General features: G+C 77.1%; 13 protein-coding genes. 4 read left to right on the top strand and 9 right to left on the bottom strand.

All coding sequences use genetic code 11. The features are described 5' to 3' along the window. Positions 1-506: 506 nt before the first annotated feature. Genes OTB16_RS21480 through OTB16_RS21505 form a run of 6 tightly spaced genes read right to left on the bottom strand, consistent with a single transcriptional unit; the run spans position 507 to position 16,637 of the window. Entirely contained in the window at positions 507-2,423 is a 1,917-nt protein-coding gene (locus tag OTB16_RS21480) for a class I SAM-dependent methyltransferase (protein WP_267722046.1), read from the bottom strand. Further along, positions 2,420-3,613, bottom strand: a complete 1,194-nt coding sequence (locus OTB16_RS21485; protein ID WP_267722048.1) for a glycosyltransferase — start codon at positions 3,611-3,613, stop codon at positions 2,420-2,422. Before OTB16_RS21485 ends, OTB16_RS21480 begins: the two co-directional genes overlap by 4 nt. Further along, positions 3,610-4,452: an alpha/beta fold hydrolase gene (locus OTB16_RS21490; RefSeq protein WP_267722049.1), complete on the bottom strand. Its 843-nt coding sequence runs from the start codon at positions 4,450-4,452 to the stop codon at positions 3,610-3,612. Before OTB16_RS21490 ends, OTB16_RS21485 begins: the two co-directional genes overlap by 4 nt. A gap of 6 nt (positions 4,453-4,458) precedes the next feature. Next, positions 4,459-4,947 carry an acyl carrier protein gene (locus OTB16_RS21495; protein ID WP_267722050.1) on the bottom strand — a complete coding sequence of 163 codons (489 nt, stop codon included), beginning with the start codon at positions 4,945-4,947 and terminating at the stop codon, positions 4,459-4,461. Next, positions 4,937-9,532 (bottom strand): type I polyketide synthase, encoded by a 4,596-nt coding sequence (locus OTB16_RS21500; RefSeq protein ID WP_267722051.1) that lies wholly within the window; start codon positions 9,530-9,532, stop codon positions 4,937-4,939. Before OTB16_RS21500 ends, OTB16_RS21495 begins: the two co-directional genes overlap by 11 nt. Then, on the bottom strand, positions 9,525-16,637 hold the full coding sequence (locus tag OTB16_RS21505; protein WP_267722053.1) for a type I polyketide synthase: 7,113 nt from the start codon (positions 16,635-16,637) through the stop codon (positions 9,525-9,527). Before OTB16_RS21505 ends, OTB16_RS21500 begins: the two co-directional genes overlap by 8 nt. A gap of 707 nt (positions 16,638-17,344) precedes the next feature. On the opposite strand from OTB16_RS21505, the gene OTB16_RS21510 reads away from it, so the two are divergent. From OTB16_RS21510 to OTB16_RS21525, 4 genes are all read left to right on the top strand, one after another. Beyond that, positions 17,345-18,238: a LysR family transcriptional regulator gene (locus tag OTB16_RS21510; RefSeq protein ID WP_267722054.1), complete on the top strand. Its 894-nt coding sequence runs from the start codon at positions 17,345-17,347 to the stop codon at positions 18,236-18,238. A gap of 110 nt (positions 18,239-18,348) precedes the next feature. Next, positions 18,349-19,614, top strand: a complete 1,266-nt coding sequence (locus OTB16_RS21515; RefSeq protein WP_267722056.1) for a putative Ig domain-containing protein — start codon at positions 18,349-18,351, stop codon at positions 19,612-19,614. Between the two features lie 174 nt (positions 19,615-19,788). Continuing rightward, positions 19,789-21,048 (top strand): cytochrome P450 family protein, encoded by a 1,260-nt coding sequence (locus OTB16_RS21520; RefSeq protein WP_324290172.1) that lies wholly within the window; start codon positions 19,789-19,791, stop codon positions 21,046-21,048. 50 nt (positions 21,049-21,098) lie between these two features. After that, entirely contained in the window at positions 21,099-21,752 is a 654-nt protein-coding gene (locus OTB16_RS21525; RefSeq protein ID WP_267722059.1) for a GOLPH3/VPS74 family protein, read from the top strand. Positions 21,753-21,965: 213 nt separating this feature from the next. Here the strand turns inward: OTB16_RS21525 and OTB16_RS21530 are convergent, their stop codons facing one another. The 3 genes from OTB16_RS21530 to sigK form a co-directional block, all read right to left on the bottom strand. Then, positions 21,966-23,042, bottom strand: coding sequence for an alpha/beta hydrolase (locus OTB16_RS21530; protein ID WP_267722060.1), 1,077 nt, complete (start codon positions 23,040-23,042; stop codon positions 21,966-21,968). A gap of 174 nt (positions 23,043-23,216) precedes the next feature. Beyond that, positions 23,217-24,158, bottom strand: coding sequence for an anti-sigma factor (locus OTB16_RS21535; protein ID WP_267722062.1), 942 nt, complete (start codon positions 24,156-24,158; stop codon positions 23,217-23,219). Further along, positions 24,155-24,715, bottom strand: a complete 561-nt coding sequence (gene sigK, locus OTB16_RS21540; protein ID WP_267722063.1) for an ECF RNA polymerase sigma factor SigK — start codon at positions 24,713-24,715, stop codon at positions 24,155-24,157. Before sigK ends, OTB16_RS21535 begins: the two co-directional genes overlap by 4 nt. Positions 24,716-24,747: the final 32 nt, after the last annotated feature.

Here is a 24,747-nt window from a genome sequence, read left to right on the forward strand (position 1 = left end):
GGTGTCCCTAGTGCCCCCAGCGCCCCGGGTGGCCCCAGCGCCCCTGTCGTACCCGGTGCCCCCGCCGTCCCCGCCGTCCCCTGTGGACCCTGTGGACCCTGTGGGCCCTGTGGCCCCTTTGGCCCCGTCGTCCCCGGTGGACCCGGGGGCCCTGTCGTACCTGGTGGTCGCGGCGGACCCGGGGGCCCTAGTGCCCCCAGCGCCCCGGGCGGCCTCAGCGCCCCCGGTGGCCTCGGTGCCCCCGTCGTACCCAGCGCCCCTGTCGTACCTAGGGTCCCCGGCGGCCCCAGCGCCCCCGGCGCCCCCGCCGGGCTCCGGGCGGTTCGGGGTGCCTTCGGTGGGGCCCGGCGCCGGGTGGCGGGGGGCGGGCCCGGCCGGGCCCGCCGGGTCCGCGGCGGCCCGGCCCGCGCGGCCCGGCCCGGGCCGGGCCGCCAGGGGGGGCACGGCACCCTCCCCGGGCCCGGGCGCCGCCGTGCCTCCGGGGGGCCGGGGGGCCGGGAGCCGGGTCATCGGGGGGCCTTGCGGGCCAGCAGGCGGTAGGCGTTGCCGCCGTCCGCGCGCCGGGCCGCCGCCGAGCGCAGCGCGTCGAGCACCGCCGCGCCGACGAAGCAGGGCAGTGCGGCGGCCCGTACGGCGCGGGCGAGGGCCCGCCCGCCCGGACCGGTGGCGGGAGCCCACGGCCGGTCCGGGTCCGGGGCCAGCCGGGTCGTCGTCAGGGCCACGGCGCCGAAGAAGTCGTTGCCCTGGTGGGCCGGCCCGTGCTCCTCGGCGAGGACCGTGAAGCCCCGGTCCGCCAGCGCCTCGCGCAGGTTCCCCGCCGGGATGAGGTGCTGGTGCTGCGGCTGGAACCACGGAAGCCAGGCCGGGCCGAGCAGCCGGGCCATGCGCGATTCGGGGTCGGGGAGTTCGATGGCCAGGAACCCGCCGGGGGCGAGGACGGCGGCCGCCGCGTCCAGTTCCGCGAACGGGTCCCGGGTGTGCTCCAGGTAGTGGTACATGCTCACCACCTCGTACTGGCCGGCCAGCTTCTCGGCGAACTCCGGGAACTGGCCCTGGTAGCCCGTCTCCACCCAGCCGCGCCGCTCCGCTCCCCGAACGCCGTCGCCCATGTCCAGCCCGTCGAACCGGGTGCCGGGCCAGACGGCCCGCGCCGCGTTGCAGAAGTGCCCGTGGCCCGTTCCGACGTCGAGCCAGGACCCCGGGACCGTGTGCGGCCTCAACATCTCGGCCCGGCCCCGGTAGGCGGCGCCGAGCCGCCCGAAGACCGTGCCGGCGCCCTCGCCGCCCCGCCCGTCGTAGAAGTCGCGGTAGTAGAACTCCAGCCCCTCCGGGCTCAGCCGGGGGTTCTGGAAGACGTGCCCGCAGTCCCCGCACCCCTCCAGCGTGAACCGGCCCGGCTTCCCCTGGAGCAGGTCCGGCACCCGGACCCGTACCGAGAGCTCCCGGGAGCCGCACCACGGACAGTCCGGCCGCCTCGCCTCCAGGAACCGTTCGGTACCGGCGGCCAGTTCGGCCCGGTACGCGGCGGCCCGCGTCCCGTCCGCCGCCTCGTCCGCCGCCCCCGCCCCGGTGGTCCGGGCGACGGCCGCCGCGGTACGCAGGGCCGTGCCGAGGGAGCGCACCGGCCGGGCCGCGGTCGCCGGCGCCAGATCCGCCGGGCGCAGCGGGGTGCCCGGGCCGCCGAGGGCCAGGTACGGCTGGAGCCAGTACAGCCCCGCCGCGGCCGCCCCCCACCGGCCCTGCCGTACGGCGACGCCCGCCAGCAGGGCCAGCCCGGCCAGCTGCGCGGCGGCCAGCGCCCCCGGCGGCAGCCCCTGGGCCCGCAGTTCGGCCGCCCGGACCGCCCCGTTCACCCCGCCCGGCCCGTCGGCCGCGGCCCGACCGCAGCTCAGCCCCGGGGCGATGGCCAGCCCCGTGGCGCCGGGGGCGTACTCCTTCAGCCGCCGGATCAGCTCCAGGAGCCGTACGGGCTCGGGCGCCGGCCCGGCGGGATCCACCCCGGCCCGCGCCAGCACCCCGTCGGACACGAGCACGGCGTACCCGGCGCCCCGGCCCTCGCCGAGGCGGTCCTCCCGGTAGCGGGCGGGATCGACCAGCCGCAGCAGCCCCAGCGCCCGCTCGGCGCCGAGGTCCCCCGGCAGCAGGTCCAGTACGGCGAGACCCTCCCGGTCGGCGTGGGCGCACGCGGCGAGGAAGGTGGCGGCGTCCGCCTCGACGCCGCGGGCCGTCAGCAGCCGCCAGCCGGAGGCCCGCGGGACCCCGGAGGCCGTACCCGCCGGCGGCAGGGGCAGCACCGCAACGGCCCGCAGTCTGCGGCCGGCCCGTACGGTGCCCGCACCGAGCACGGCCAGCAGCGCCGCGGAGGTCCACGGGATCCGGACCGGCGGGCGGCCTCGGCCCGGGACGAGCGGGGATGGCGTCATAGCAGCTTCTCCAACCGGTCGGCCGCGGCGGCGGCACCGCCCGCCGCGGCGAATGAGGCCTGGATCCGCCGGGCGCCCCGGCGGGGGCCGGGTTCGTCCAGCACGGCCGTGAGCGCGTCGCGCAGTTCCTCGGCCCGGGTCCGGCCGAACCGCACCCGGACCCCGGCGCCGGCCGCGACGACCTGCCGGGCCACGATGGGCTGGTCGTCGCGGATCGGCGCGACGACCAGCGGCAGCCCGTGCGCGAGGGACTCGCACACGGTGTTGTGCCCGCCGTGGCAGACCACGGCGTCCAGGTGCGGCAGCAGCTCCAGCTGCGGCACGCTCTCCCTGAGCAGGACGTTCGCGGGCACCGACCCGCCCGGCGCGACGGCCCCCACCAGCGCGGCCGGGGCCGCGAGCACCAGCTGGACCTCCCCGGCCAGCCGTTCGGCGGCGCCGAGCACGGCGCCGTAGAACCGGCCGCCGGCCTCCTGGTTGAGGGTGCCCAGCGATACGAGGACCCGGCGCCGGCCCGGGTCCAGCCGCCACCACGGGAATCCGGGCGCGGCCGGCCGGGCGCCGAAGGCGGGGCCGACGAAGGCATAGTGCGACGGGAACTCCTCGTCCGGGCCCACCAGTTCACGGCTGGAGAACACCAGGACCAAGCGGTCGGAGAAGAGCGGGTCCCAGTCCGCGACCGCACCCCGGGCGCCGGCACCGCACTCCTCGAGCAGGCCGGACACCTGGCCCGCCACCCACTCCCCGACCTTCGGGAAGTCGGCGAAGGGACGGGTGAGTTCGGCGGAGGTGCTGGCGGAGGTCACCCACGGCACCCCGAGCCGCCGCGCGGCCAGCGGCCCGGCGAGGGCCTGCTGATCGGCGACCACCAGATCCGGCCGGAAGGAGCGGACCGCCTCCGTCACTCCCGGCACCATCGCCCGGGCCAGAGGGACGAGCGCCTCCTCCCACAGGAAGCGCAGCGCGCCGACCCCGCGCAGATCGCGCCAGCGGGCGTGCAGCAGCGCGTACCCGCCGCCCGTCTCCTCCCCGGCCGGCAGGACGCGGGCCTGCGCCGGCAGCAGCCGGGCCAGCGCGCCGGCCGGCCCGGTCCAGGCGATCTCGTGGCCCCGGGCGGCCAGTTCGGCACCGACCGCCACGGTCGGATTGACGTGCCCCGCCAGCGGCGGCACCGTGAAGAGCACCCTCATCGGGCCGACGCTCCCGCCCGCGGCCGCGCCGCCGCCCGCACGGCCGCCGCGGCCGTCGCGTCGAGGTGGGCGAGGACGGCCGCCCGCAGCACTCCGCTGCTCTCCTTCAGCACGTCGTGGCCCAGCCCCGGGAGGATCTCCAGCCGGGCCGCCCGAGGGGCGTGGCGGGCCAGCTCCCGCGCACCCGGGACCAGTTCGGAGTGCTGCCCGCACACAATCAGCAGCGGGCAGGCCAGTTGGGCGTAGTCCGCCGGGGTGAAGGTGCGGCCGGCCGCCACGTCGTCGATGAGGGAGGTGCGGTTGAGCAGGTCGTCGGCGATAGCCGTGAGGTGGGCGGCCTTGCGCAGGCGCAGGGTGAGCAGCTCGGCGGGGACCGGGCTGTCCTCCAGGCTGAGCGCGGCCGCCGACAGGGTGTCCACCATGTTCTCCGTCCAGGCCCCGTCGAGGAGGGGTTCGAGGAGGGTGAGCCCCGCGACCCGGTCGGGCCGGGCGAGGGCGGCGTGCAGGGCGAGCGTCCCGCCGTAGCTGTTGCCGACCAGGTGCACGGGGCGCCGCCCGAGGTCCAGGGCGCCGAGCAGCGCGAAGAGGTCGCGTACGGCGGTCCCGGTGTCGTAGCCGGTGGGCGGGCGTTCGGTGCGGCCGTGGCCGCGCAGGTCGTAGAGGACGGTCCGGTGTCCGGCCAGGGCGACGGGGACGGCCAGCGGGCAGTAGAAGGATGACAGGTTGTCGACGACCAGCCCGTGCAGGAACACGACCACGGGGCGGCGCGGGTGGTCGGGGCCGACGGCGGGCGGCTGCTGGACGTGGAAGCGGACCGGGCCCGCCGGGACGAAGGCCACGGCGGCTCAGCCGTCCGTGGCAGGCGCGCCGGAGGCACCCGCCGCGGTCCGGGCGAGGGAGTCGGGGCCGGCCGGGCTCCGGGCGGGGGAACCGGGTCCGGCCGCGGTCGGGGTGGGGGTGGGGGTGGGGGAGCCTGCGCCGGGCGCGGTCGGGGTGGGGGAGCCGGCGCCGGGCGTGGTCCGGGTGGGGGATCCCGGGGCGGCCGGGTTCCGGGCGAGGGAGGCGTGGGTGATCCGGCCTATGTGGGTGACGAGTTCACCGACGGACATGGCGAGGATGGCGTCCATGTCCTTCTCGGCGAGGAAGCCCATCAGGTCGACGCGGGAGCCGTAGCGCTGGTGGAGCAGCTCCGCGAGGGCCACGAACTCGATGCTCTCCAGGGCCAGGTCCTCGTTGAACGTCGTCTTCATCGTGACCTCGTCCGCGAGGAGGTACTCGTCACCGACGATCTCCACGAGCATGCCGGTGATCTCGGCGAGGATGTCAGCTGCCATGACTGGTCTCCGTGAGGTGGAAGGGGACGGGGGGCGCCGCCGCGGGGTGGGCGGTCCAGGCGACGACGTGGTCGGCGGGCGGGCCCCCGACGAGGGCGGTGCGGACCGGGCGGGGGTGCCCGTCGGGGGACAGCACGCGCAGTAAGCCGGAGTCCGGGTCCCGGGCCACCCGCCAGTCGCGCGGCCGGCCGCCGAGCCCCGTACCCGCGGCCTTGGCCGCCGCCTCCTTGGCGCACCACAGGGCGGTCAGCGCGGCCGGCAGGCCGGTGCCCTCGCGGGCGGCCAGGTCCTCGGCGAGCCGGAGTTCGTCCGGCCCGAGCGCGACGCGGACCAGCGCGCCGGGGTCCCCGGTCACCGGCTCCACGTCGATCCCGACGTCCAGGGACGGATGGGCGAGGGCCACCGCGACGCGGTCCTTGTGCGCGATCGACAGCCGGAACCCCCCGACCAGCGGCCCCCCGGCCAGGGGCCGGCCCGCCGGATCGTTGCCGACCGGCACCTCCGCCGGGAACACCGGCCCCGCCCCGCCCTCCCACAGGAGTCCGCGCAGCGCGTCCTTGGCGGCGATACGGCCCAGCAGCCAGGGCGACCGGGCCCGCGGCGCCAGCCGCTCGTAGGCGACGCGCTCGGTGGCCCCGAGGTAGCGGCGCATCACCAGCTCCTGCGAGGCCGGGTCGGTCCAGCGGCGCCGGGCCAGGCACCAGCCCGCGGGCTGCGGTTCACCGATGCCGCACACCTCGGGGGTGAACTTCATCGGCCAGACCCGTTCGTCGGCCCCGAACCGGCGGTACGTCCAGCCGTCGATCCGGGCCCACACCCCGCCGTCCGCGCGCCGCAGCTCCAGGTCGCCGCGGACGGTCAGCTCGCGGACCTCGCGGATGCGGGCCGTGGCGCCGACCAGTTCGCCCGGCGCCGGCGGGGGACCGGCGTACCGGACGCGGTCCACGGTGGCCGGGAACACCAGCCGGTCCACGGGGAGCCGCAGCTGCATCCAGTGGCCGAACAACTGCCCGGCGGCATCGAGCAGCGCCCCCGGATCGGGGAGCGCCCGCAGCACGCCCTCGATGCCGTCCGAGCCGACCGTCCGGACCTCGTGGACCCCGGCGAACCGCGGCCCGTGGAACATCCACCGGTCCCGGTAGAGCGCCTCGGCGCTGACCGGAGCCGGACCCGGATCGGACAGCGGGGCCGGGTCGGGTGCGGGCAGCTCCCCGTACCGGGCGGCGAGCAGGACGACGGTGTCCGCGTATCCGCCGAGGGAGACCCGTACCCGGCCCGGGCCGTCGTCCCGGACGGTGACGTCGACGTCGACGGCCGGTTCGACCGGGAGCCACCGCAGGGCCCGCACCTGTTCGTGGCCGACGACGCGCAGGCCGGGCGGGGCGTGCCGCAGGGCGGCCCCGGCCGCGAGCTCCAGCATGGTGGTCATCGGGACGACGGGGAACCGGTCGGAGTCCTCCGCCCAGCCGTCGGGCTGGAGGTACACGCAGTGGTCCCGTACGCAGGGCAGTGCGGCGAGCGAGAGGCGCAGCCGCTCCACGCGCGGGGCCCCGGCCGGTACGGGCATCCGTACGGGTACGGGCGCCTCCACCGGAGCCGGCCGCGGCGGGGGCGCGGCCGACCAGGCCTCGGTGACGCTCAGGGCGGCCGAGCGGGCGTCGTCGAGGACCGCGTCGAGCGCGGACAGCAGCACGGGCCGGGGCACGGCCGGTCCCGGCGGCGCGGAGGCTCCCGGCGGGGCCGTTCGCAGGCCGCCCAGGGCGGTACGGGCCTCCGCGCCGAGGCGGACGAGCGGCGAACCGAGGTCGAGCGGCACCACCCGCCCGGCCGGGGCCGGACCGGCCGGAGCGGCGCCGGCCGGAGCAGGAGCGCCGTCTCCCGGAGCAGGGCCGGCCGGGCGTGCGCCCGGCGCCGTGGCGTCTCCGGGCCGGGACGCCGGCGCCACCGGGCACGCCGACACCAGGTCCCAGCGCGGTTCGAGCCCCTCGGCCCACAGGGCCGCGCAGGTGCGCCGCAGCGCCGCCAGGCCCGGCAGCCGGGGAGAGGCGGTGGAGACCGACAGGTGGGGCCGCTCGCGCAGGGTGTCCTCGACGAACCCCGGCAGGCCCCCCGGGCCCAGGGTGACGAAGGTGCGCACCCCCGCGTCCTCGTACAGCCGCAGCACCAGCTCGCGGAACCGCACCGGCTCCAGCAGGTGGCGGACCACCAGCTCCCGCACCGCGTCCGGCGCGGCCGGGAACGGCGCCCCGGTCGTCGCGGACCAGACGGGCAGGGTGCCGGGCCGCAGCGGCAGTCGGCCGAAGGCGGCGCGGACCTGGCCGAGGTACGGCTCCCACATCGGGGTGTGGAAGCCCGACCGGAACGGGAGTTCCTGGCCGTGCACCCCCTCGGCCCGCAACCGGCCCACCACATCCGCCACTTGGCCGGGGTCTCCGCACACCACCGACTGGTGCGGGCAGTTGTCGTGGCTGACCACCACCCGGTCCAGGCCGTGCAGCGCCGCCTCCGCGCGCCGGGCGCCACACCCCAGCGCCGCGTACACCAGGTCCGGCACCTTCACCGAGCCGGGCCGCAGGGAGTCCAGGAACGTGTCGGCCGCGTCCTGCGGATACATTCCGCCCGCGACCATCGCCGCCCACTCGCCCAGGCTGTGGCCCGCGAGCACGTCGGCCCCGATCCCCACCGCGGGCAGCGCCCGGGCGAAGAACCGGCCCGTGGCGATCGCGTCCAGCGCCCGCCGTTCCAGCGCCCCGTCCCGGGTCAGCCGGGGCCGGTCCAGGCCGAGCCGGTCCGCGACGTCGTCCAGGACGGGGGTGAACTCCGGTTCCAGGCCGGGGAAGAGGAACGCCACCCGGCCGCCCAGCGGCTCCGGCGCGAACCACACCTCCCCGCGCCCCCGCCAGGGCCGGCCGCGCGCCACGACCTTCGCCGCCAGCGCGAGCCGCTGAGGCGTCGGCCCGGCCACGGCGAGCCGGCACGGCCCGTCCCCGCCGGACACCGGGGCCCCGGCGGCCAGCCGGGCCGCCAGCTCGGCCGGGTGGTCCGCCGCCATCAGCAGGACGTCCTCCCGCGCCGCCGGCCCCACCGGCGCGGCCGGGGCGCCCAGCGGCAGGAAGCGCCGTACGGGAACGGCCGGGCGGGCGGCGCCGGGAGCCTCCTCCAACACCACGTGGGCGTTGATCCCGCCGAAGCCGAAGGCGTTGACCCCGGCCCGGCGGGGCGCCGGGCCGCGCTCCCACGGCTCCGCCGCCGTCACCGGCCGCATCCGGGTCCGGGCGAGACCGGGGTGCGGCTCCTCCAGGTGCAGGGTGGGCGGCAGCACCCCCTCGTGCACCGCGAGCGCGGCCTTGATCAGACCGGCCATGCCGGAGGCCTGCATGGTGTGCCCGAGCATCGACTTCACCGAGCCGAAGCCGATGCCCCGGCCGCCCGCCTCCGGAGGACCGAACACCTGGGCCAGGGTGTCCAGTTCGGCCGTGTCACCGACCGGGGTGCCCGTGCCGTGCGCCTCCAGCAGCCCCAACGCGCCGGCCGCCCGGGGATCGAGGCCTGCGTCCTGCCAGGCCCGCTCCAGCGCCCGTACCTGGCCCGCGACGAGGGGGCTCATCAGGCTGGCCGCCCGGCCGTCACCGGCCACTCCGGTGCCCCGGACCACCGCGTAGATCCGGTCGCCGTCCCGTTCCGCGTCCGCCAGCCGTTTCATCAGCACCACCCCGGTGCCCTCGGACAGCAGGGTCCCGTCGGCCCGCCGGTCGAACGGCCGGATCCGCTCGGTCGCGCTCAGCGCCCGCAGCTGCGTGAACACGCTCCACAGCGTGGCGATGTGGCAGTGGTGCACCGCCCCCGCCACCACGGCGTCACAGCGGCCGCCGGCCAGCAGCCCCACCGCCTGGTCCACCGCCAGCAGCGAGGACGCGCAGGCAGCGTCCAGGGTGTAGGCGGGGCCCCGGAAGTCCAGCCGGTTCGCCGTCCGGGCGGCCGTGAAGCTCGGCACGAGACCGATCGACGCGTCCGGCCGCTCCGGGCCCAGCGCCTCCTGGAACGCCGACCGCACCGCGGCGATCCGCCGCTCGCCCAGTTCGGGCACGAGATCCCGTAAGGTCTGCGCCAACTGGTGCGCGGTGCGCACGCGTTGGTCGAGCCGGGCGGTGGCCACGCCCATGAAGCCGCCGCGCCCCAGCACCACCCCGATCCGCGCGCGGTCGGCCGGCAGCCGTGAGTCCCCGCCCGCGTCCGCGACTGCCTCGGCCGTGGCGTGCAGGGCCAGCATCTGGTCCGGCTCGGCGCCCTCCACCGCGGCCGGCATGATCCCGAACCGGGTCGGGTCGAAGGCGGCGAGCCCGTCCACGAACCCGCCGCGCCGGCAGTAGAACCGGTCGCCGACGGCCGGCCCGGCCGCGCCGCCCGGGTCGTAGTACACCTCCGGGTCCCAGCGCCCGGGCGGGACGTCGCCGATGCAGTCCGTACCGGCCAGGAGGTTGCGGCGGTAGGCGGCCAGGTCCCCCGCACCGGGGAACACCGCGCCCATCCCGACGATCGCCGCGTCCGTCGGGCGCGGACCGTGTCGGCCCCGGTCGTCAGCCACGGCCCCCGCCCTCCCCGGCCATCAGGACCACCTGTACGTCGTCCCCGTACGTGAGTTCGGCGAGGAGCGCCTCGGTGCCCGCCTCCGGCGCGATCAGCGCAATCCCGCGCCGCGCGTACGCCCGCTCCAGCTCGGGGGTGACCATCCCGCCGGACTCCGCCGCCCAGGGACCCCAGTCCACGGACAGCACGCGCCCCGGGAAGGACTCCGCCCAGGCGCGCGCGAGCCCGTCGAGGGCGTCGTTCGCCGCGGCGTAGTCGCTCTGGCCCCGGTTGCCGTACACGCCCGCGACGCTGCCGAACAGGACCAGGAAGCGGGGTGGGGGCACCGGCCCGTGCTCGGCGGCCGCGGCTGCCAGGTGGCGGGCACCGGTCACCTTCGTGCGGAACACCTCGGCGAACGCCTCGGGCGCCTTGTCGCACAGCAGCCCGTCGCGCAGGATCCCGGCCCCGTGGACGATGCCGTCGAGCCGGCCGTGGCGGGCCCGCACGCCGGCCACGACGTCCCGTACCGCCCGCTCGTCCGTGACGTCCGCGCAGTGGTAGCGGACGGAGGCGGCCACCGCCCGCAGAGCCGCGAGGCCGGCCCGGACCTCGCGCGCGGCCAGGACGCGCGAGGCCGCCGCCTCGATCTCGGCGGGCGTTCGCAGACCGGTGGCGATCAGCGCGGCCCGCAGCGCCACCCGGTCGAGGGCCTGGCCGAACCCGTCGCCGTCCGGCGGGGGTTCGGGCGTACGTCCGATCAGCTCGACGTGGCATCCGGGGGCGGACCGGGCCAGGGCGAGCGCCGTCCGCGCGGTGATCCCGCGGCCCCCGCCGGTGAGCAGCACCACGGAACCCGGGGCGAGCGGCGCTACCCCGGGCCCGGTCCGCGGCAGCGGTGCGGGGACCGGGGTCCGGGTGACCCGTACCCCTTCGGCGGTGTACCCGACGGAGGCCGGGCCGTCCGCGGCGGCGCCCCCGGCACGGTCCGTGCCGCCGGTCGTTCCGCCGGTCGTCGCGGGGGTCGTCCCGTTCGCCGCCGGGCCGTTGGAGCCGTCGGAGCAGTCGCGGCCGGCTTCGCAGGCACAGCCCAGCTCGGCCAGGAGCTGCGCCGCGATCCGCTCCGGGTCCTCCTTGGGATGGACCTCCACCGCGCGGACGAGCCGCCCCGGGAACTCCAGGGCGCAGCTGCGGGCGAAGCCGTGCAGGCCCGCGCCCGGCGTGCCGTGCGCGGTGACGAGGAGCAGCCGGGGCACGCCGCCGGTCAGGGCGCGCTGCAACCCCGGGAAGGCCTCGGGGAGTACGGGCTCGGCCCCGGCCCGCAGTGCGGACAGGTCCACGATCCCGTCGTACCCGGCCGCCGCCTCGCCGAGGAGGTGCACCTCGGCGCCGTGCGACCGCAGGGCACCGCCGAGCGCGAGTGCGACACCCTGGCCGTCGCCGACGATCCCGACGCGCAGGCCGCGCAGGGCCCCCGGGTCCCCGGCGGGGGCCGGCGCGGGCAGCACGTCCACCCGCAGCCGGCCGACCGCCGGCGCTGCTGCCGGTGCCGGTGCCGGTGCCGGTGTTGGCGTCGGTGTCGTGACCGCCGGCCGCGGTCGTACGGGTGGCGCGGGGGCAGGGGTGCGCGAGGTGACCCACTCGACGATCCCGCGCAGGGTCTTGATCCGGGACAGCTCCTCGACCGCCGACTCGGCGGAGCCGCCGGGGTCCTGGGGGAGACCGATCCGGTCGGCCAGGGCGCCGATGATCTCGACGCGCTTGATGGAGTCCACGGACAGGTCCGCCTCCAGGTCGAGTTCGGGGTCGAGCATCTCCCTGGGGTATCCGGTCCGGACATGGACGATCTCCAGCACCACGTCCATCACCTCCTCGGCGGAGCGCGGACCCGGGGCGGCCGGAGCACCGGCCGGAGCATCGGCCGGCGCGGGCCGTGCCTCGTGCACCGGGGCCTCCGGTGCCGCCGCGGAAACCGGTACTCCGATGCTGCGCGCCGCGTCCCCCGTGACGACCGCGTCCACCGCGTCCACCGCGGGCGCCGCGTCCGCCGGTGACGTCGCGGCCCGGCCGCCGGGAGCCGCGCCGAGATAGCCGAGCAGGACGTCCCGCTGCGCCTCGACCAGCGCGCGCGAGCCGCGGAGGTACTCCATGACCGCCGCTTCCCGGTGGCCGTCGGCCGGAGCCGCGCCGGTCACGCGCGGTGCCGCGGCCGGCAGCGTGGCCGCGGGCTCGGCCGCAGCGGCCGCCCCGGCGGTCGGGGCCGTCATCCCAACCGCCGGTTGAGCGGAAGCGGACAGTCCCGAAGCCGGCAGTCCCGAAGCCGGCGGTTCCGCCGCCGGGAGGACGCGGCGGGCCGGCTGGAGCCCGCCGGCGACCGGGGTGCCGTCCGCCGTGCGGACGAGGTGGCCGTCGACCAGCCAGCCCGGGCGGCGCGGGGCCCGCTCCGGGAGCCTGCCGGTGCGGCCTCGGAACAGGGCCTCCGGCGCGACCGGCACGCCCGCCGCCGCCAGCTCCGCCAGCGCCGACACCAGCCGGACCAGACCGTGTTCGCCGGGCACGTCCAGCGGGACCGCCGTGTGCGGCCGCCCCCGCAGGATGCGGCCGACCAGGCCGCTCAGGACCCGCCCCGGGCCCGCCTCCACGAAGGTGCGGACCCCGGCCGCGTACATCGCCTCCACCTGCTCGGCGAACCGCACCGGCTCCGCCAACTGCCGCGCCAGCAGGCCCCGTACGTCCTCGGCCGCCTCCGGGTACGGCCCGGCCGTCGTGTTCGACCAGACGGGCACGGCGGCCGGTCGCAGCTCCGTCGCGGCCAGTTCCGCGGCGAGCGCCGCGCTCGCCCCCGCCACCACCGGGCTGTGGAAGGCGCAGGCCACCGGGATGGGCTCCGCCGTCAGGCCCGCGGCCCGCAGCGCGGCCACCGCCCCGGTCACCGCCGCCGTCGTGCCCGAGACCACGCACTGCCGCGGCGCGTTGTGGTTCGCCACCGCGCACCCGGCGCGGGCGGCGATCTCCCGCACCTCCTCCGGGGCGGCCGCCACCGCTGCCATCGTTCCCGGGTCCGCCCCGGCGGCCGCCACGATCGCCTCGGCGCGGCACGCGCTCAGCCGCAGCAGGGTGCCGGTGTCGTACGCGCCTGCCGCCCAGAGCGCCGTCAGTTCCCCGTACGAGTGCCCGGCCACGCAGTCGGGCCGGACACCGAGCGCCCCGAGCAGCCGGTGCGCAGCCGATCCGGCCAGCCCCAGGGCCGGCTGCGCCACCCGGGTGTCGGTGACCGCGGCCCGCTGCGCCGCGCGCTCCGTGGGGGTGAAGGCCGACGGCGGGAACACCGCGGACACCACCGTGTCCGGGGCCTCGTCCAGCAGCGTCCGCAGCGCGGGGAAAGCCATGAACAACTCGCCTAGCATGCCCGTGCGTTGGCTGCCCTGCCCGGGAAAGAGGAAAGCCACCCGCCCGGGGTCGGCCGACTCCTCCCGTACGTGGACCCCCGCGCCGGCGGCGAACGCCCGCGCCCGTTCCAGCCGAGCCGCCAGTTCGTCCAGGTCGGCGGCCACGACCGCGACCCGGATCACACCCGGCCCGGCGGCGGTCTCCGCGGCGAGGTCCCGCAGCGTCCACGGCCGCCCGGCCGCGTCGTTCTCCTCCAGCCGGGCCGCGAGCCGGGCCATGGCGCGGCCGGCGGCGCGCCGGTCCTGACCGCGGAAGCAGAACAGCTCGGCGGGCCACTCCTCAACGCCGTGCGCCGGCTCCTCCGCGCCGTCGTAACCGGCCAGCACGGCGTGGTAGTTGGTTCCGCCGAAGCCGAAGGCGCTCACGCCCGCGATGCGCCGCCCCGGGGGCGCCGCCCAGGGCCGGGCCTCGGTGTCGAAGAAGAAGGGACTGCTCCGCGCCCGCCACGCCGGGTTCGGCGTCTCCAGGTGCAGGGTCGGCGGCCGGACGCCCGCGTGGACCGCCCGCGCCGCCTTGATCAGCCCGGCCAGCCCGGCCGCGCACTTGGTGTGCCCCAGCTGGGACTTGACCGAACCCAGCGCACAGGCCCCCGGCGCCGCTCCCGAGGCGGTGAACAGCGCGGTCAGCACGGTGAGTTCGGTCCGGTCACCGACCACCGTCCCGGTACCGTGCGCCTCCACCAGGCCGACTTCGCCCGGGGTGATCCCGGCCCGCGCGTACGCCCTCTCCAGTGCCCGCCGCTGCCCCTCCGGCCGGGGCGCGGTCAGGCCCAGCGACCGGCCGTCGCTGGCGGCGCCGACGGCCTTGACGACGGCGTACACCCGGTCCCCGTCGCGCTCGGCGTCCGCGAGCCGCTTGAGGACGAGCGCTCCCACCCCCTCCCCGAGGGCGATCCCGTCGGCGTCGGCGTCGAACGGCCGGCACCGCCCGCCGGGGGACAGGGCCCGGACGGAGGAGAACAGCAGGTAGTCGTTGATGCCGTTGTGCACGTCGGCGCCGCCGCACAGCACCATGTCGCTGTCTTTGTCGCGGAGTTGCCGGCAGGCCAGGTCCAGCGCGGCCAGCGAGGAGGCGCAGGCGGCGTCGACCGTGCAGTTCGCCCCGCCGAGATCGAGGCGGTTGGCGACCCGGCCGGCGATGACGTTGGCGAGGACCCCGGGGAAGGAGTCCTCGGTGAGCCGGGGCAGTTGCGCGTCCAGCTCGGGCGGCAGCTCGCCCAGGTAGGACGGGTGCAGCGCGCGCAGCCCGTAGGCGCCGGCCAGTTCGGTGCCGGCCTCCGCGCCGAAGACCACCGACGTCCGGGACCGGTCGAAGTCCCGGCCCTTGTCGTACCCGGCGTCCGCGAGCGCCCGCGCCGAGATCTCCAGGGCCAGCAGCTGGACCGGTTCGATCCCGGCCAGCGAGGCCGGCGGGATGCCGTGCGCGAGGGCGTCGAAGGGGACGGGGCCGAGGAAACCGCCCCAGCGGGACGGGGTCCGCTCTCCGGCCCGCGCCGGGTCGGGGTCGTAGTAGAGCGCGGGGTCCCAGCGCTCGGCCGGCACCTCGGTGACGGCGTCCGCCCCCGCCAGGATCCGGGCCCAGTACGAGGCCAGGTCCGGCGCTCCGGGGTACGCGCATGCCATGCCGACGATGGCGATGTCCAGCGGGTCGGCGGCCGCCGTCACGGGCCCGGGCGCGGCCAGCGCGCGGGCCCGCCGCTCCAGCAGCCCGGTCGCCCCGTCGGTGACCTGCGCGTGGAGAGCGGCCACGGTGGTGGTCCCGGACCGCAGCGCGGCGGCCTGCCCGAGCATGAACAGCCCGTCCGCGTACTGCTGTTCCTCCCCGACGGCCTCCAGACCTCCGCTCGACGCCCCGGCCGGGTCCTGCGCGCCGGCGTCGGGAGGGCTCCCCGTCGTGCGCGCCGTTCCGGTCGCGGGCCGGCGCAGCCCCTTGCTGGCGATCCGCAGCCGCCCCAGGTTGAGCCGCTCCAGCTCCTCCCACACCTCCCGGGGCTGCGCTCCGCTCTCCGCGAGGCGCAGCCGGGTCGCCTCGAAGGTCTCGGCGTACGGGGTGGCCGCGCAGCGGGTGGCATGGCCGGGGGCCGTGCGCAGCAGCACCGTCTCCGTGCACTCCACCGCCGCCCGCTGGAAGCGCGGCAGCACCGCCCCGGCCGCCACGGCCTCCGCGGTGAACAGGTACGCCGTGCCCATCAGCACGCCGACGCGGGCCCCCCGATCGGCCAGCGGCGCGGCGGCCGCCGCCGCCATCGCGGCGGAGCGGGCGTCGTGGACGCCGCCCGCGAACAGCACGTCGAGCGCCTCCGGTTCGGGGCACGCGAGCAGCCGCTCGATCTGCTCCTCCCACAGCGGGAACGAGGCGCGCGGCCCCACGTGCCCGCCGCACTCCAGCCCCTCGAACACGAACCGCCGCGCCCCCTCGGCGAGGTACCGCTCCAGCAGCCCGGGGGAGGGCACGTGCAGGTGGGTCCGGGTACCGGCCGCCTCCAGCGGAGCCGCCTGCGCCGGAGTGCCGCCCGCGATGACGGCGTACGGGGGGTGCACCTCGGCGACGGCCGCCAGCTGCTCCCGGCGCAGCTCGGGCGGGGCGAAGCCGAGCAGGCCGACGCCCCAGGGGAGGTCCCCCAGCCGCTCGGCGGTCTCGGCGAGGAGCCGGCGTACGTCCGGGCCCTCCATCACCGCGAGCGCCAGGTACGGGACCCCGCCCTCGGCGGCCACCGCCGCGGCGAAGGCCGCCCGGTCGCTGACCCGGGTCATCGGGCCCTGCGCGACGGCCAGCGGCCGCCCGAGCGGCCGGCTCCGTACGGCTGCCTCCAGGTGCCCGCTGACGGCTGCCCGTACGGCCTGGAGCACGCCCGCCGTCGTCCGGTAGCGGGCGGCGAGCCGGGCCGCCGAGGCGCCGTCCTGCCCGACCGGCAGCAGCTGCCCGCGCAGGTCCCGGGCGCCGAGCAGGGCGGCCACCGGTCCCTCTGGCGGGGTCAGGCCCGGCCGGGAGTACACGCGGTGCCCGTCCGCGATCCGGGTCTCCGAACCGTCCATCGCCCGCAAGGCGTCGGCGACTTCGGCGGGCAGCCCGGGTTCGCCCTCCGCCGTCAGGGCGAGCTGTACGTCGAGCAGGACCCCGGCGGCCCCGCCTGCGACGGCCGCCGCCGCGGTGTGCCGGCCGATCCCGCCGTACGCCCGTACGGGCACTCCCGCGAGGCGGGGGTCGGCGAGCAGCTGCTGGAGGAGCACGAAGGTGGTGGCGCCGCCCACCCGGCCACCCGCCTCGTGCCCCTTGGCGACGAGGCCCCGCGCCCCGGCGGCCACGGCGGCCAGCGCCTCCGCCGGGCCGGTGACCTCGGCCCACACCCGGGGCCGTCCCTCGGCCGCCGCCCAGGCCGCCACCCGCCCGGCGGTGTGCGCGCCGGGGTCGGCGAGCAGCACCGTGTCCACCGCGGCGGGCAGGTCCCGCGGCCCGAGGGGGCAGCCCGGGGGCACCCGCACCCCGTGGCGGCCGCCGCGCAGCCCGCGGGCGACCCCGGCGAGGCCGCGCCGCGCGGCGCCTTCGTCCCGGCCGAGGTCGAGCAGGCCGAGGGCTCCGGCCCGTTCGGCGGCGGTCACGATCCGCGGGTGCGGCTCCTCGAACGGGCTGACCGCGACGACCAGGTCCCGGGAGGCGGGTCGCGGGGACGACACGGGGGGCGCGGACGAGGCGCCGGGCGGGGAAGGCTCGGGCCGCGGGGACGGCTCGGGTCGCAAGGACGCCGGGGTCTGGAGGGTTTGCGGGCTCTGGGGGGACTGCGGGGACTGGGGGGACTGCGGGGACTGGGGGGACGGCTCGGGCCGCGGGGACGGCTCGGGATGGGGGGTCACGGGCGCTCCTCTTCCAGTGCTGTGTGACATGTCGCAGTACAGGGCGGAGGACGGGGGAGCGGTGCCACGAGCGGAGTCCCCCGGCAGACGGCGGAGCCGGGACGTGCGAGACGCATGAGGCGTGTGCGAGCGTGCGACTGTGCGACGTGTGCGTCGGTCGGGCTGCCCGCCACAGAGGGGCGGGATCGAACCGTGGTCTAAATCCCCGACGCCGGGATGCATCGTGCGGTGGCCACCCCGCAGTGTCAACGGGCATGCGGAGGAGGGCGTTTCGCCCCAACCGGGCGTCCGGACCGTTCCGGAGCCCCCGCGCCCGGCCCCGCCGGGCACCCCCGCCCGGCCGGTGGCCTGCGGCGTTGTCCGGACCGGCGCACCGCCCCCGGCGCGCGGTCGCGCGGACCGCGCCGCTCGGGCTCATGCCGCACCGGTATACCTCGTCACCGACCCGGCATGAACGCCACCACCGAGTCGTACGCTTGTTCACCCGATGTGCTCTTACGGGTACAACCTCGCGAGGTTACCGTCCGGTCATGACCCCCACACTCGCGCAGCTTCGCTACCTCGTCGCCGTCGCGGACTGCCGCTCCATCACCGGCGCGGCGGCCGCGGTCTTCGTCGCCCAGTCCGCCCTGTCCCGGGCGGTCCAGGCCATGGAACGCGACCTCGGCGTCGAACTCCTCGCCCGCCGGGGAAGGGGGGTGGACCTCACACCGGAAGGGGCCCGGGTCGTCCGGCTGGCCCGCACCGTGCTCGACGCGGTGGAGGCCATAGACGACATCGGGACCCCGCACTGCGGGGACACCCGGGCCGTCCTCACCCTCGTCACCACCCCCACCCTGGCCCTCGACCTGGCCTCCGACCTGGTCCCGGCCTTCACCCGACGCCACCCGGGCGTCGACGTCAGGCTCCAGCAGTACGACAGCCGCGAGACCATCGTCCAGGAACTCACCCAGGGGCGAGCTGAGTTGGCCCTCGTCGACCTGCCGGTCGACAAGGAGCTCACCACGCACTACATGCAGGAGCGCGAGGTGGTGCTCATCTCCCCGGCCGGTTCGGCGCTGCCCGACCCGATGTCGTTCCGCCTCCTCGACGGGCTCCCGATGGTGCTCCCGACGCCGGGAACCGGCCGGCGCACCGAGCTGGAGGCCATGTTCAGCTGCCTGGGCGTCCGCCCGGTGCCCACGCTGGAGGTCGACGAACGCCTCGCCTGGGTGACCGGCGTGACGGACGGACGCGGCTCCCTCATCTGGTACCGGGACGTCGTCCAACGGGCCTTCGGCAGCCGGGCGGAGATCCGCTCCTTCACCCCGCCCCTGCTGCGCCCGGTGGGCATCGCGCACGCCCGCAGGCCGCTCAGCCGCGCCGCCCGCGCCTTCATCGCGCACGCCAGGCACGACGCCCCCGTACGGGAGCCGGCCCGCTGACCGGAGCGGCGGCCGCCGTGCGCAGTCATGCCCGCCGGGCATTGAACGATGCTCGAACGGGGGGCGGTTGCCCCTGGCGCCCTGCGCTGACCAGCCGTCACATGGTGCGCATGCCCCGACTCCTCACGCCCCCGCCGACCGCGGCGCTCGCCACCGCGGTCCTCGCCACGATCCTGTCGGCCGCCGCATGGGCGGCGACCTCCGGCCCCGCCACCGCGGCCTCCCCGGCCGTGTCCGCACCCCCCGTCGTACGCCCGGCCGCGGCCGGGGAGGCCCTGGCGCCCGAGCGCGCGTGCACCCTCCCCGGCGGACTGGCCGAACTCAGCGGGCTCGCCGCGAGCCGCAAGCACCCCGGCGTCTTCTACGCCGTCAACGACAGCGGCAACACCAACCAGGTCTTCGCCGTCGACTGCGCCGGCGCCACCGGAGTGCTCCGGGCCACCCTGACCGTGTCGGGGGCGGGCAACACCGACTGGGAGGCACTCGCGATCGGCAAGGACGCCGCGGGCGGTCCGGCGATCCTCGTCGGCGACATCGGCGACAACCTCGGTGCCCGCGCGGAGATCACCGTGCACGGCTTCGCCGAGCCCGATCGGCTCGCCAACGCCACGGTGACACCCGTGACGCACCGCTTCGCGTACTCCGACGGCCGGCACGACGCGGAGTCCCTGCTCGCCGACCCGGCCACCGGCCGGATGTACGTCGCGAGCAAGCTCATCGGCGCCGCCGGGCGGCTGTACCAGGCCCCGCTGCCGCCCGTCACGGGCCAGGTCAACTCCCTGACCCCGGTCCGGCCCGGGCCCGTCTTCGCCACCGACGGCGCGTTCTCCCCGTCGGGTGCCTCGTACGCCCTGCGCAGCGGCGGGCCGCTCGGCGCCAACACGGCCTCCGTGTACGACGCGGCGGGGACCAGGCTCGCGGACGTCGCCCTGCCCGCCCAGTCGCAGGGCGAGACGCTGACGTACGCCGACTGCACGAGCCTGCTCGTCGGCTCGGAGAACGACACCCAGCTCTGGAGCGTCCCCCTGCCCCCGGAGGCCACCCCGGGCTGCGACACGACGCCGACTCCCACGCCGACCCCGACGCCCACCCCCACCCCGACTCCCTCTCCCGGCGGGCTGAAGCTGGTCGACCCCGGCCCCCGGACCTGCGCCTTCAACCAGACCTGCACCATCCAGCTCACCGCCACCGGCGGCAAACCCCCCGTCCGCTACACCGCCACCGGACTCCCCTGGGGCCTCACCCTCGACCCCGCCACCGGACGCATCACCGGCAAACCCTGGGCCACCGGAACCCTCCGCATCACCGCCACCGCCACCGACACCACCCCCACCACCGCCACCACCACCTTCCCCCTCACCCTCAACTGGTTCTGAGACGCGGCGGGGTGGTCCGCGGGGGCGACGTGGTGCGGTGCGGTCTTGTACAACCCGTCCGCCAAGCGCCACTGTTGACCGTGTCGTGCCCATCAGGTCAGGAGAGCCGACTTGTCCCGCCACCCTTCGGACGTCCCAGATGTCCCGGACACCCCAGACTCAGCCCCGCACGTGATCGACCCCGCCGGCGGCTCCCCGCACGCCCTCAACGCCCGGCTGCGCGCCGCGGGCGCCGTGGCGGAGGTGGTCCTTCCCGGCGGGATCGCCGGCGCGGTGGTCCTGGGCCACGAGGAGCTGAAGGACCTCCTCGCCCGCGACGACGTGGCCAAGGACGCCCGGCACTGCCCGGCCCTGCACGACGGCACCATCCCCCGGGACTGGCCGCTACGGGTCTTCGCCAATGCCCAGGGCATGCACACCGCCGACGACGCCGACCACCGCCGGCTCCGGGCGCTGGTCGGAAAGGCCTTCACGACCCGCCAGGTCGAGCGGCTGAGGCCCCGCGTGCAGGAGCTCGCCGACGACCTCCTCGACGACCTCCACCGGGCCGCCGCCGCCTCACCGGACGGGACCGCCGACCTGCGCGCGCACTTCGCCCTCCCGCTCCCGATGAGCGTCATCTGCGAACTGCTGGGCGTCGAACCGGAACACCGGGGACGGCTGCACCACCTGTCCAACACGGTGATCGTCGCGACCGACACCACCCCCGCCGAGGCGATGGCCGCCGTACGCGAACTCGTCGAGCTGATCGGGACGATCGCCGCCGCCCGCCGGGCGGCCATCGCGGAGGGAACCGCGGGCGAGGACCTCACCAGTGCCCTGATCGCCGCCCGGGAGGGCGACGGCGACCGGCTCAGCGAGGCCGAACTGACCGGCACCATGCGGCTGATGCTCATCGCCGGCCACGAGACCACCCTCAACCTCATCAGCAACGCCGTCCGCGCCCTGTGCGCCCACCGCGACCAGCTCGCCCTGGTCCTGGCGGGCAAGGCCAGCTGGTCCGCCGTGGTGGACGAGACCCTGCGCTGGGACGGGCCGGTCAGCTGGTTCCCCTTCCGCTACCCCACCCGCGACCTCACCCTCGGCGGCGTGGTGATCCCGCGGGGCACCCCGGTGCTCGCCGGGTACACCGCCGCCGGCCGGGACGAGGCCTTCCACGGCCCGGACGCCGACCGCTTCGACGTCACCCGCCCCACTGCGGCCCGCCACCTCTCCTTCGGGCACGGCGCGCACTACTGCGTGGGCGCCCCGCTCGCCCGGCTGGAGGCCACCCTCGCCCTGGAGCGGCTCTTCACCCGCTTCCCCGACCTCGACCTGGCGGTCCCCGAGTCCGAACTCCCGCGACAGCGCAGCTTCATCGGCAACAGCGTCGAGACGCTCCCGGTCCGCCTCGGCCGCGACCGGGCCGGCTCCGACGGGGAACCTGCCGGGTGAGCGGGACGTCCTTACCGGTGAGAGTGCTGTCGAACGCGGGGGTGGCGGGTATGGCGATCACGCTGGCCGAGGAGATCATGCTGCTGTCCCTGGACGACGAGTCCGGATCGGCCAAGCAGCGGGAGGCCGCCGGGTGGGCGGTGGCGGGCGGGATCCTGCTCGAACTGGTCCTGGCCGGGCGGGTCTCGGTCACCGGCAGGTTCCTCGAACTGAAGGACACCACTCCCACCGGGGAGCGACTGCTCGACAGCCGGACGGCACTGATCGAAACCTGGCTGCGGGGCCGCGGCAAGCGCCGGGTCACGGACTGGCTGACGAAGGACCAGCCCAAGGCCGTCGCGGCGGCGCTCGAGAGCCTGTGCGAGCGCGGGGTGGTCACCGAGGAGAGGCGCAAGGCGCTGGGCGTGTTCCCGGTCCGCCGCTACCCCGAGGCCGACGGCGCGATCGAGGGCGAACTGCGCGCCCGCCTCCGGGCCGTCGTCCTCGACGGCGCCGAGCCGGACGCCCGGACGGCGAGCCTCATCGCGCTGATCCACTCCGCCAAGCTGCACCGCCTGGCCTTCCCCGGAACCGACCGCAAGCAGGTCGCCGCGCGGATGGCGGAGGTCGCCACAGGGCAATGGGCGGCCGAGAGCGTCCGCAACGCCATCCGCGACATGCAGCTGGCGATGATCGCGGTCACGGTCGCCGTGGTCGGAAGCTAGTGCTGTGAGCGGCAGGGTTCACCGTGTCGCGGCGCCCGGCACGGCACCTCGCCGCGTTGTCGGACCACACCGGTAGGCCCAGTACGAAGCGTGGCCCTCCGCCTTGCGACGCACCGCGCCGGACCGCGCCGGACCGCACCGCACCGGCCTGGCACCACGACCCGGCAAACCACCCGCCAGCCGCCGCGTCCCCAACCTCACAGGGCAAGACAACTAGAGCGTCCCTCTACTCGGCGGCGCGAGTTCCGTGCTCAGCCAGGCCAGGGCGTCCGGGTACATGCCGATCCAGGTCTGGACGTTGTGGCCGCCGACCGGGCGGACGAGGGTCTTGACCCGGACCCCGCTGCCCGCGGCGGCCGCGCTGAAGGCCTCCAGCTGTTCGGGCGGGCTGTCCTTGTCCTGGGCGGACGTGGCCAGGAACAGCCCGACGTCCGCCTTCCCGGAGTGCCCGACCAGCCACATCGGGCTGTTGCGCTCCCGCAGGCCCCGGTCCGGCAGCACGTCCGGGTCGCCCGTCAGTGGATCGGGGTCGAGGGCCGCGCCCGCCCGGAACACCTTCGGGTACTGGAGCGGCAGCTTGGCCGCGCAGAAGCCCCCGGTCGAGACGCCCATGAGCCCCCAGCCGCCCGGGGACGGCAGCGTGCGGAAGTTCCGGCCGACCAGCTCCGGCACGTCCAGCGCGAGCCAGTCGGCGATCCTGCGGTCCGGGGTGTTGCTGCAGTCGGTGTTCACCCCGCCCGGGTTGATCTCCGGGATCACCACGACGAACGGGTGCGCCGCCCCGGTCCCCACCAGCCGCGTCAGCTGTCCGGGCAGGTCACCGGGGTCGATCCAGGTACGGGGCGTGCCCGGGTAGCCGTGCAGCAGCACCAGCACCGGGAACCGGGTCCGGTCGGCGCCCGGCGCGGCGTACTCCGGGGGAGTCCAGACCGTCACCTGCCCGGCGAGCTTCGAGTGGGAGCCGCGGAAGTACGTGCTCCGCGTGCCGTCGCCGCTCTCGGTGAACCGCGCCCGGCCCACCGGCGGTCCCGTCATCGCGCCCGCCGTGTCCGGGCCGGTGTCGGTGCCCAGCAGGTCGTCCCATGAGGAGTACAGCCCGTAGCTGCCATTGATCCAGGTGGCGACCACGCAGATAGCGGTGAGCTGGCACAGCCCGAGCATCAGCACCCGCGCGGGCCACCGGGCCCAGTCGGGCCCGGGCACCCGGTTCCACAGCAGCAGCGCGGCGAGCATCGCGAGCGCGGTGACGCCGATCAGGGTGACGAGGAACGCCGTACTGGTGAGCTCCACGGCGCCGGCTCCCGACGTACGGGACGACATGCGACTGATGTCCGGATTGCGTGGTCAATGTACCGGCGCACCGGGACAGCTCCGCGCACCGGGACAGGTCCGCGCCGCGTGCCGGTCGTGCGGGGCCCGGACCCGCAGGGCCCGGCGCTACGGGGCCTACGGGGCTTGCGAGGCCTACGGGGTTCCGGGCGCGGGAAGGGCCAGCACCATCAGCGGTTCGGTGGTCGGGGCGGGGGAACCGCCCGCGGGTTCCAGCGTGACCCCGACCGCGGTGGATCCGCTCACCGGGCCGGTCATCAGCTCCGGAGCGCCGGGCCGTGCGGGGTCCATCAGCCCGGCCGGGCGCATGGAGCCGGCCGGGTCGGCGAACCACAGCTGGTACACCTGCCCCGTCGGCGGGGCAGGCATCCCGGAGGCCACGAACACCGCCCGGTTCCGGTCCTCGGAGACCACGACGGTGCCGGTACCGCCGTTCGCGAGCTTGCCGGTGACGGGCTTGGCGTCGGGGGCGGCCAGTACCTCGGCCAGCTCCGCCGCCCGGGCCTCGGCGCGGCGCGCGTCCTGCCGCGCCGTACCGGCCTGCTCGGCCTGCCAGACCGCGACCCCGCCCAGCCCGGCGACCGCCGCGAGGGAGGCCGCCAGCGCCCACCGGAGCCACGGCCGGCCGGGCCGTGCGTGCTGGACGCGACCCCGGGCGGGGGCGGCGCGAGCCCCCGCCCGGCCGTCTTCCGCCCGGCCGTCTTCCGCCCGGTCGTCTTCGGAGGCGGTACGGGACCCGGCGGCTCCCGGCGCCTCCCGGACCCCGCCCGGCGGCACGTACTCCCCGGCCCCGGCCCCGTCCCCGGCCCCGATCTCGGCTGATGCCCCGGCTCCCGCGGCCCCCGACGGTTCCGCCGGGAGCTCCCGGACGCGGCGCATCACCGCGTCGAACAGCTCCGGCGGCGGCCGGACGGCCACGGCCCGGCCCAGCAGCGCCACCGTCGCGGCCAGTTCCCGTACCTCCCGGGCGCACGGCGGGCACGTCTCCAGGTGGGCCTCGAACGCGGCGCGCTCCGCTGCGGGCAGCGCGTTCGCCGCGTACGCACCCGTCGCCCCGTGCATGCTCTCCGTGCTCATCCGTCGCTCACCCCGAGACAGTCCCGCAACCGCAGCAAGCCGTCCCGCAGCCGGGTCTTCACGGTACCCAGCGGTACCGACAACGACTCGGACACTTCACGGCAGGTCAGCCCCCGGTAGTAGGCCAGGGCCACCGTCCGGCGCTGGATCTCGGTCAGCGAGCCCAGGCAGCGCCGCACCCGGTCCCGCTCCTCGCGGTCCTCGACCGCCTCGCTCACCTCGTCGAACTCCGGCAGCGCCGCCTCCAGCCGCGCCGCCCGCCGCTCGCGGTCGGTCGCCGCCTGTGCGGAGCGGACCCGGTCCACCGCCCGCCGGTGGGCGATGGTCAGCACCCAGGTGCGGACAGTGCCCCGGTCCGGCCGGTACCGGCCGGCGGAGCGCCAGACCTCGACGAGTACCTCCTGGGCCACCTCCTCGGCCTGGGACCGGTCGCGCAGGACCGACAGCGCCACACCCAGCACCGAGCCGCTCACCGCCTCGTACACGGCGGCGAACGCCGTCTCGTCGCCGTCGGCGACCCGGCCGAGCAATGTGCCGAGCTGTTTCACGTCGTCCACGGGCCGATCCTCCCGGATCCTTCCGCTCAAGT

Origin of the sequence: Streptomyces antarcticus (assembly GCF_026627255.1) — a bacterium.
Taxonomy (GTDB): domain Bacteria; phylum Actinomycetota; class Actinomycetes; order Streptomycetales; family Streptomycetaceae; genus Streptomyces; species Streptomyces antarcticus.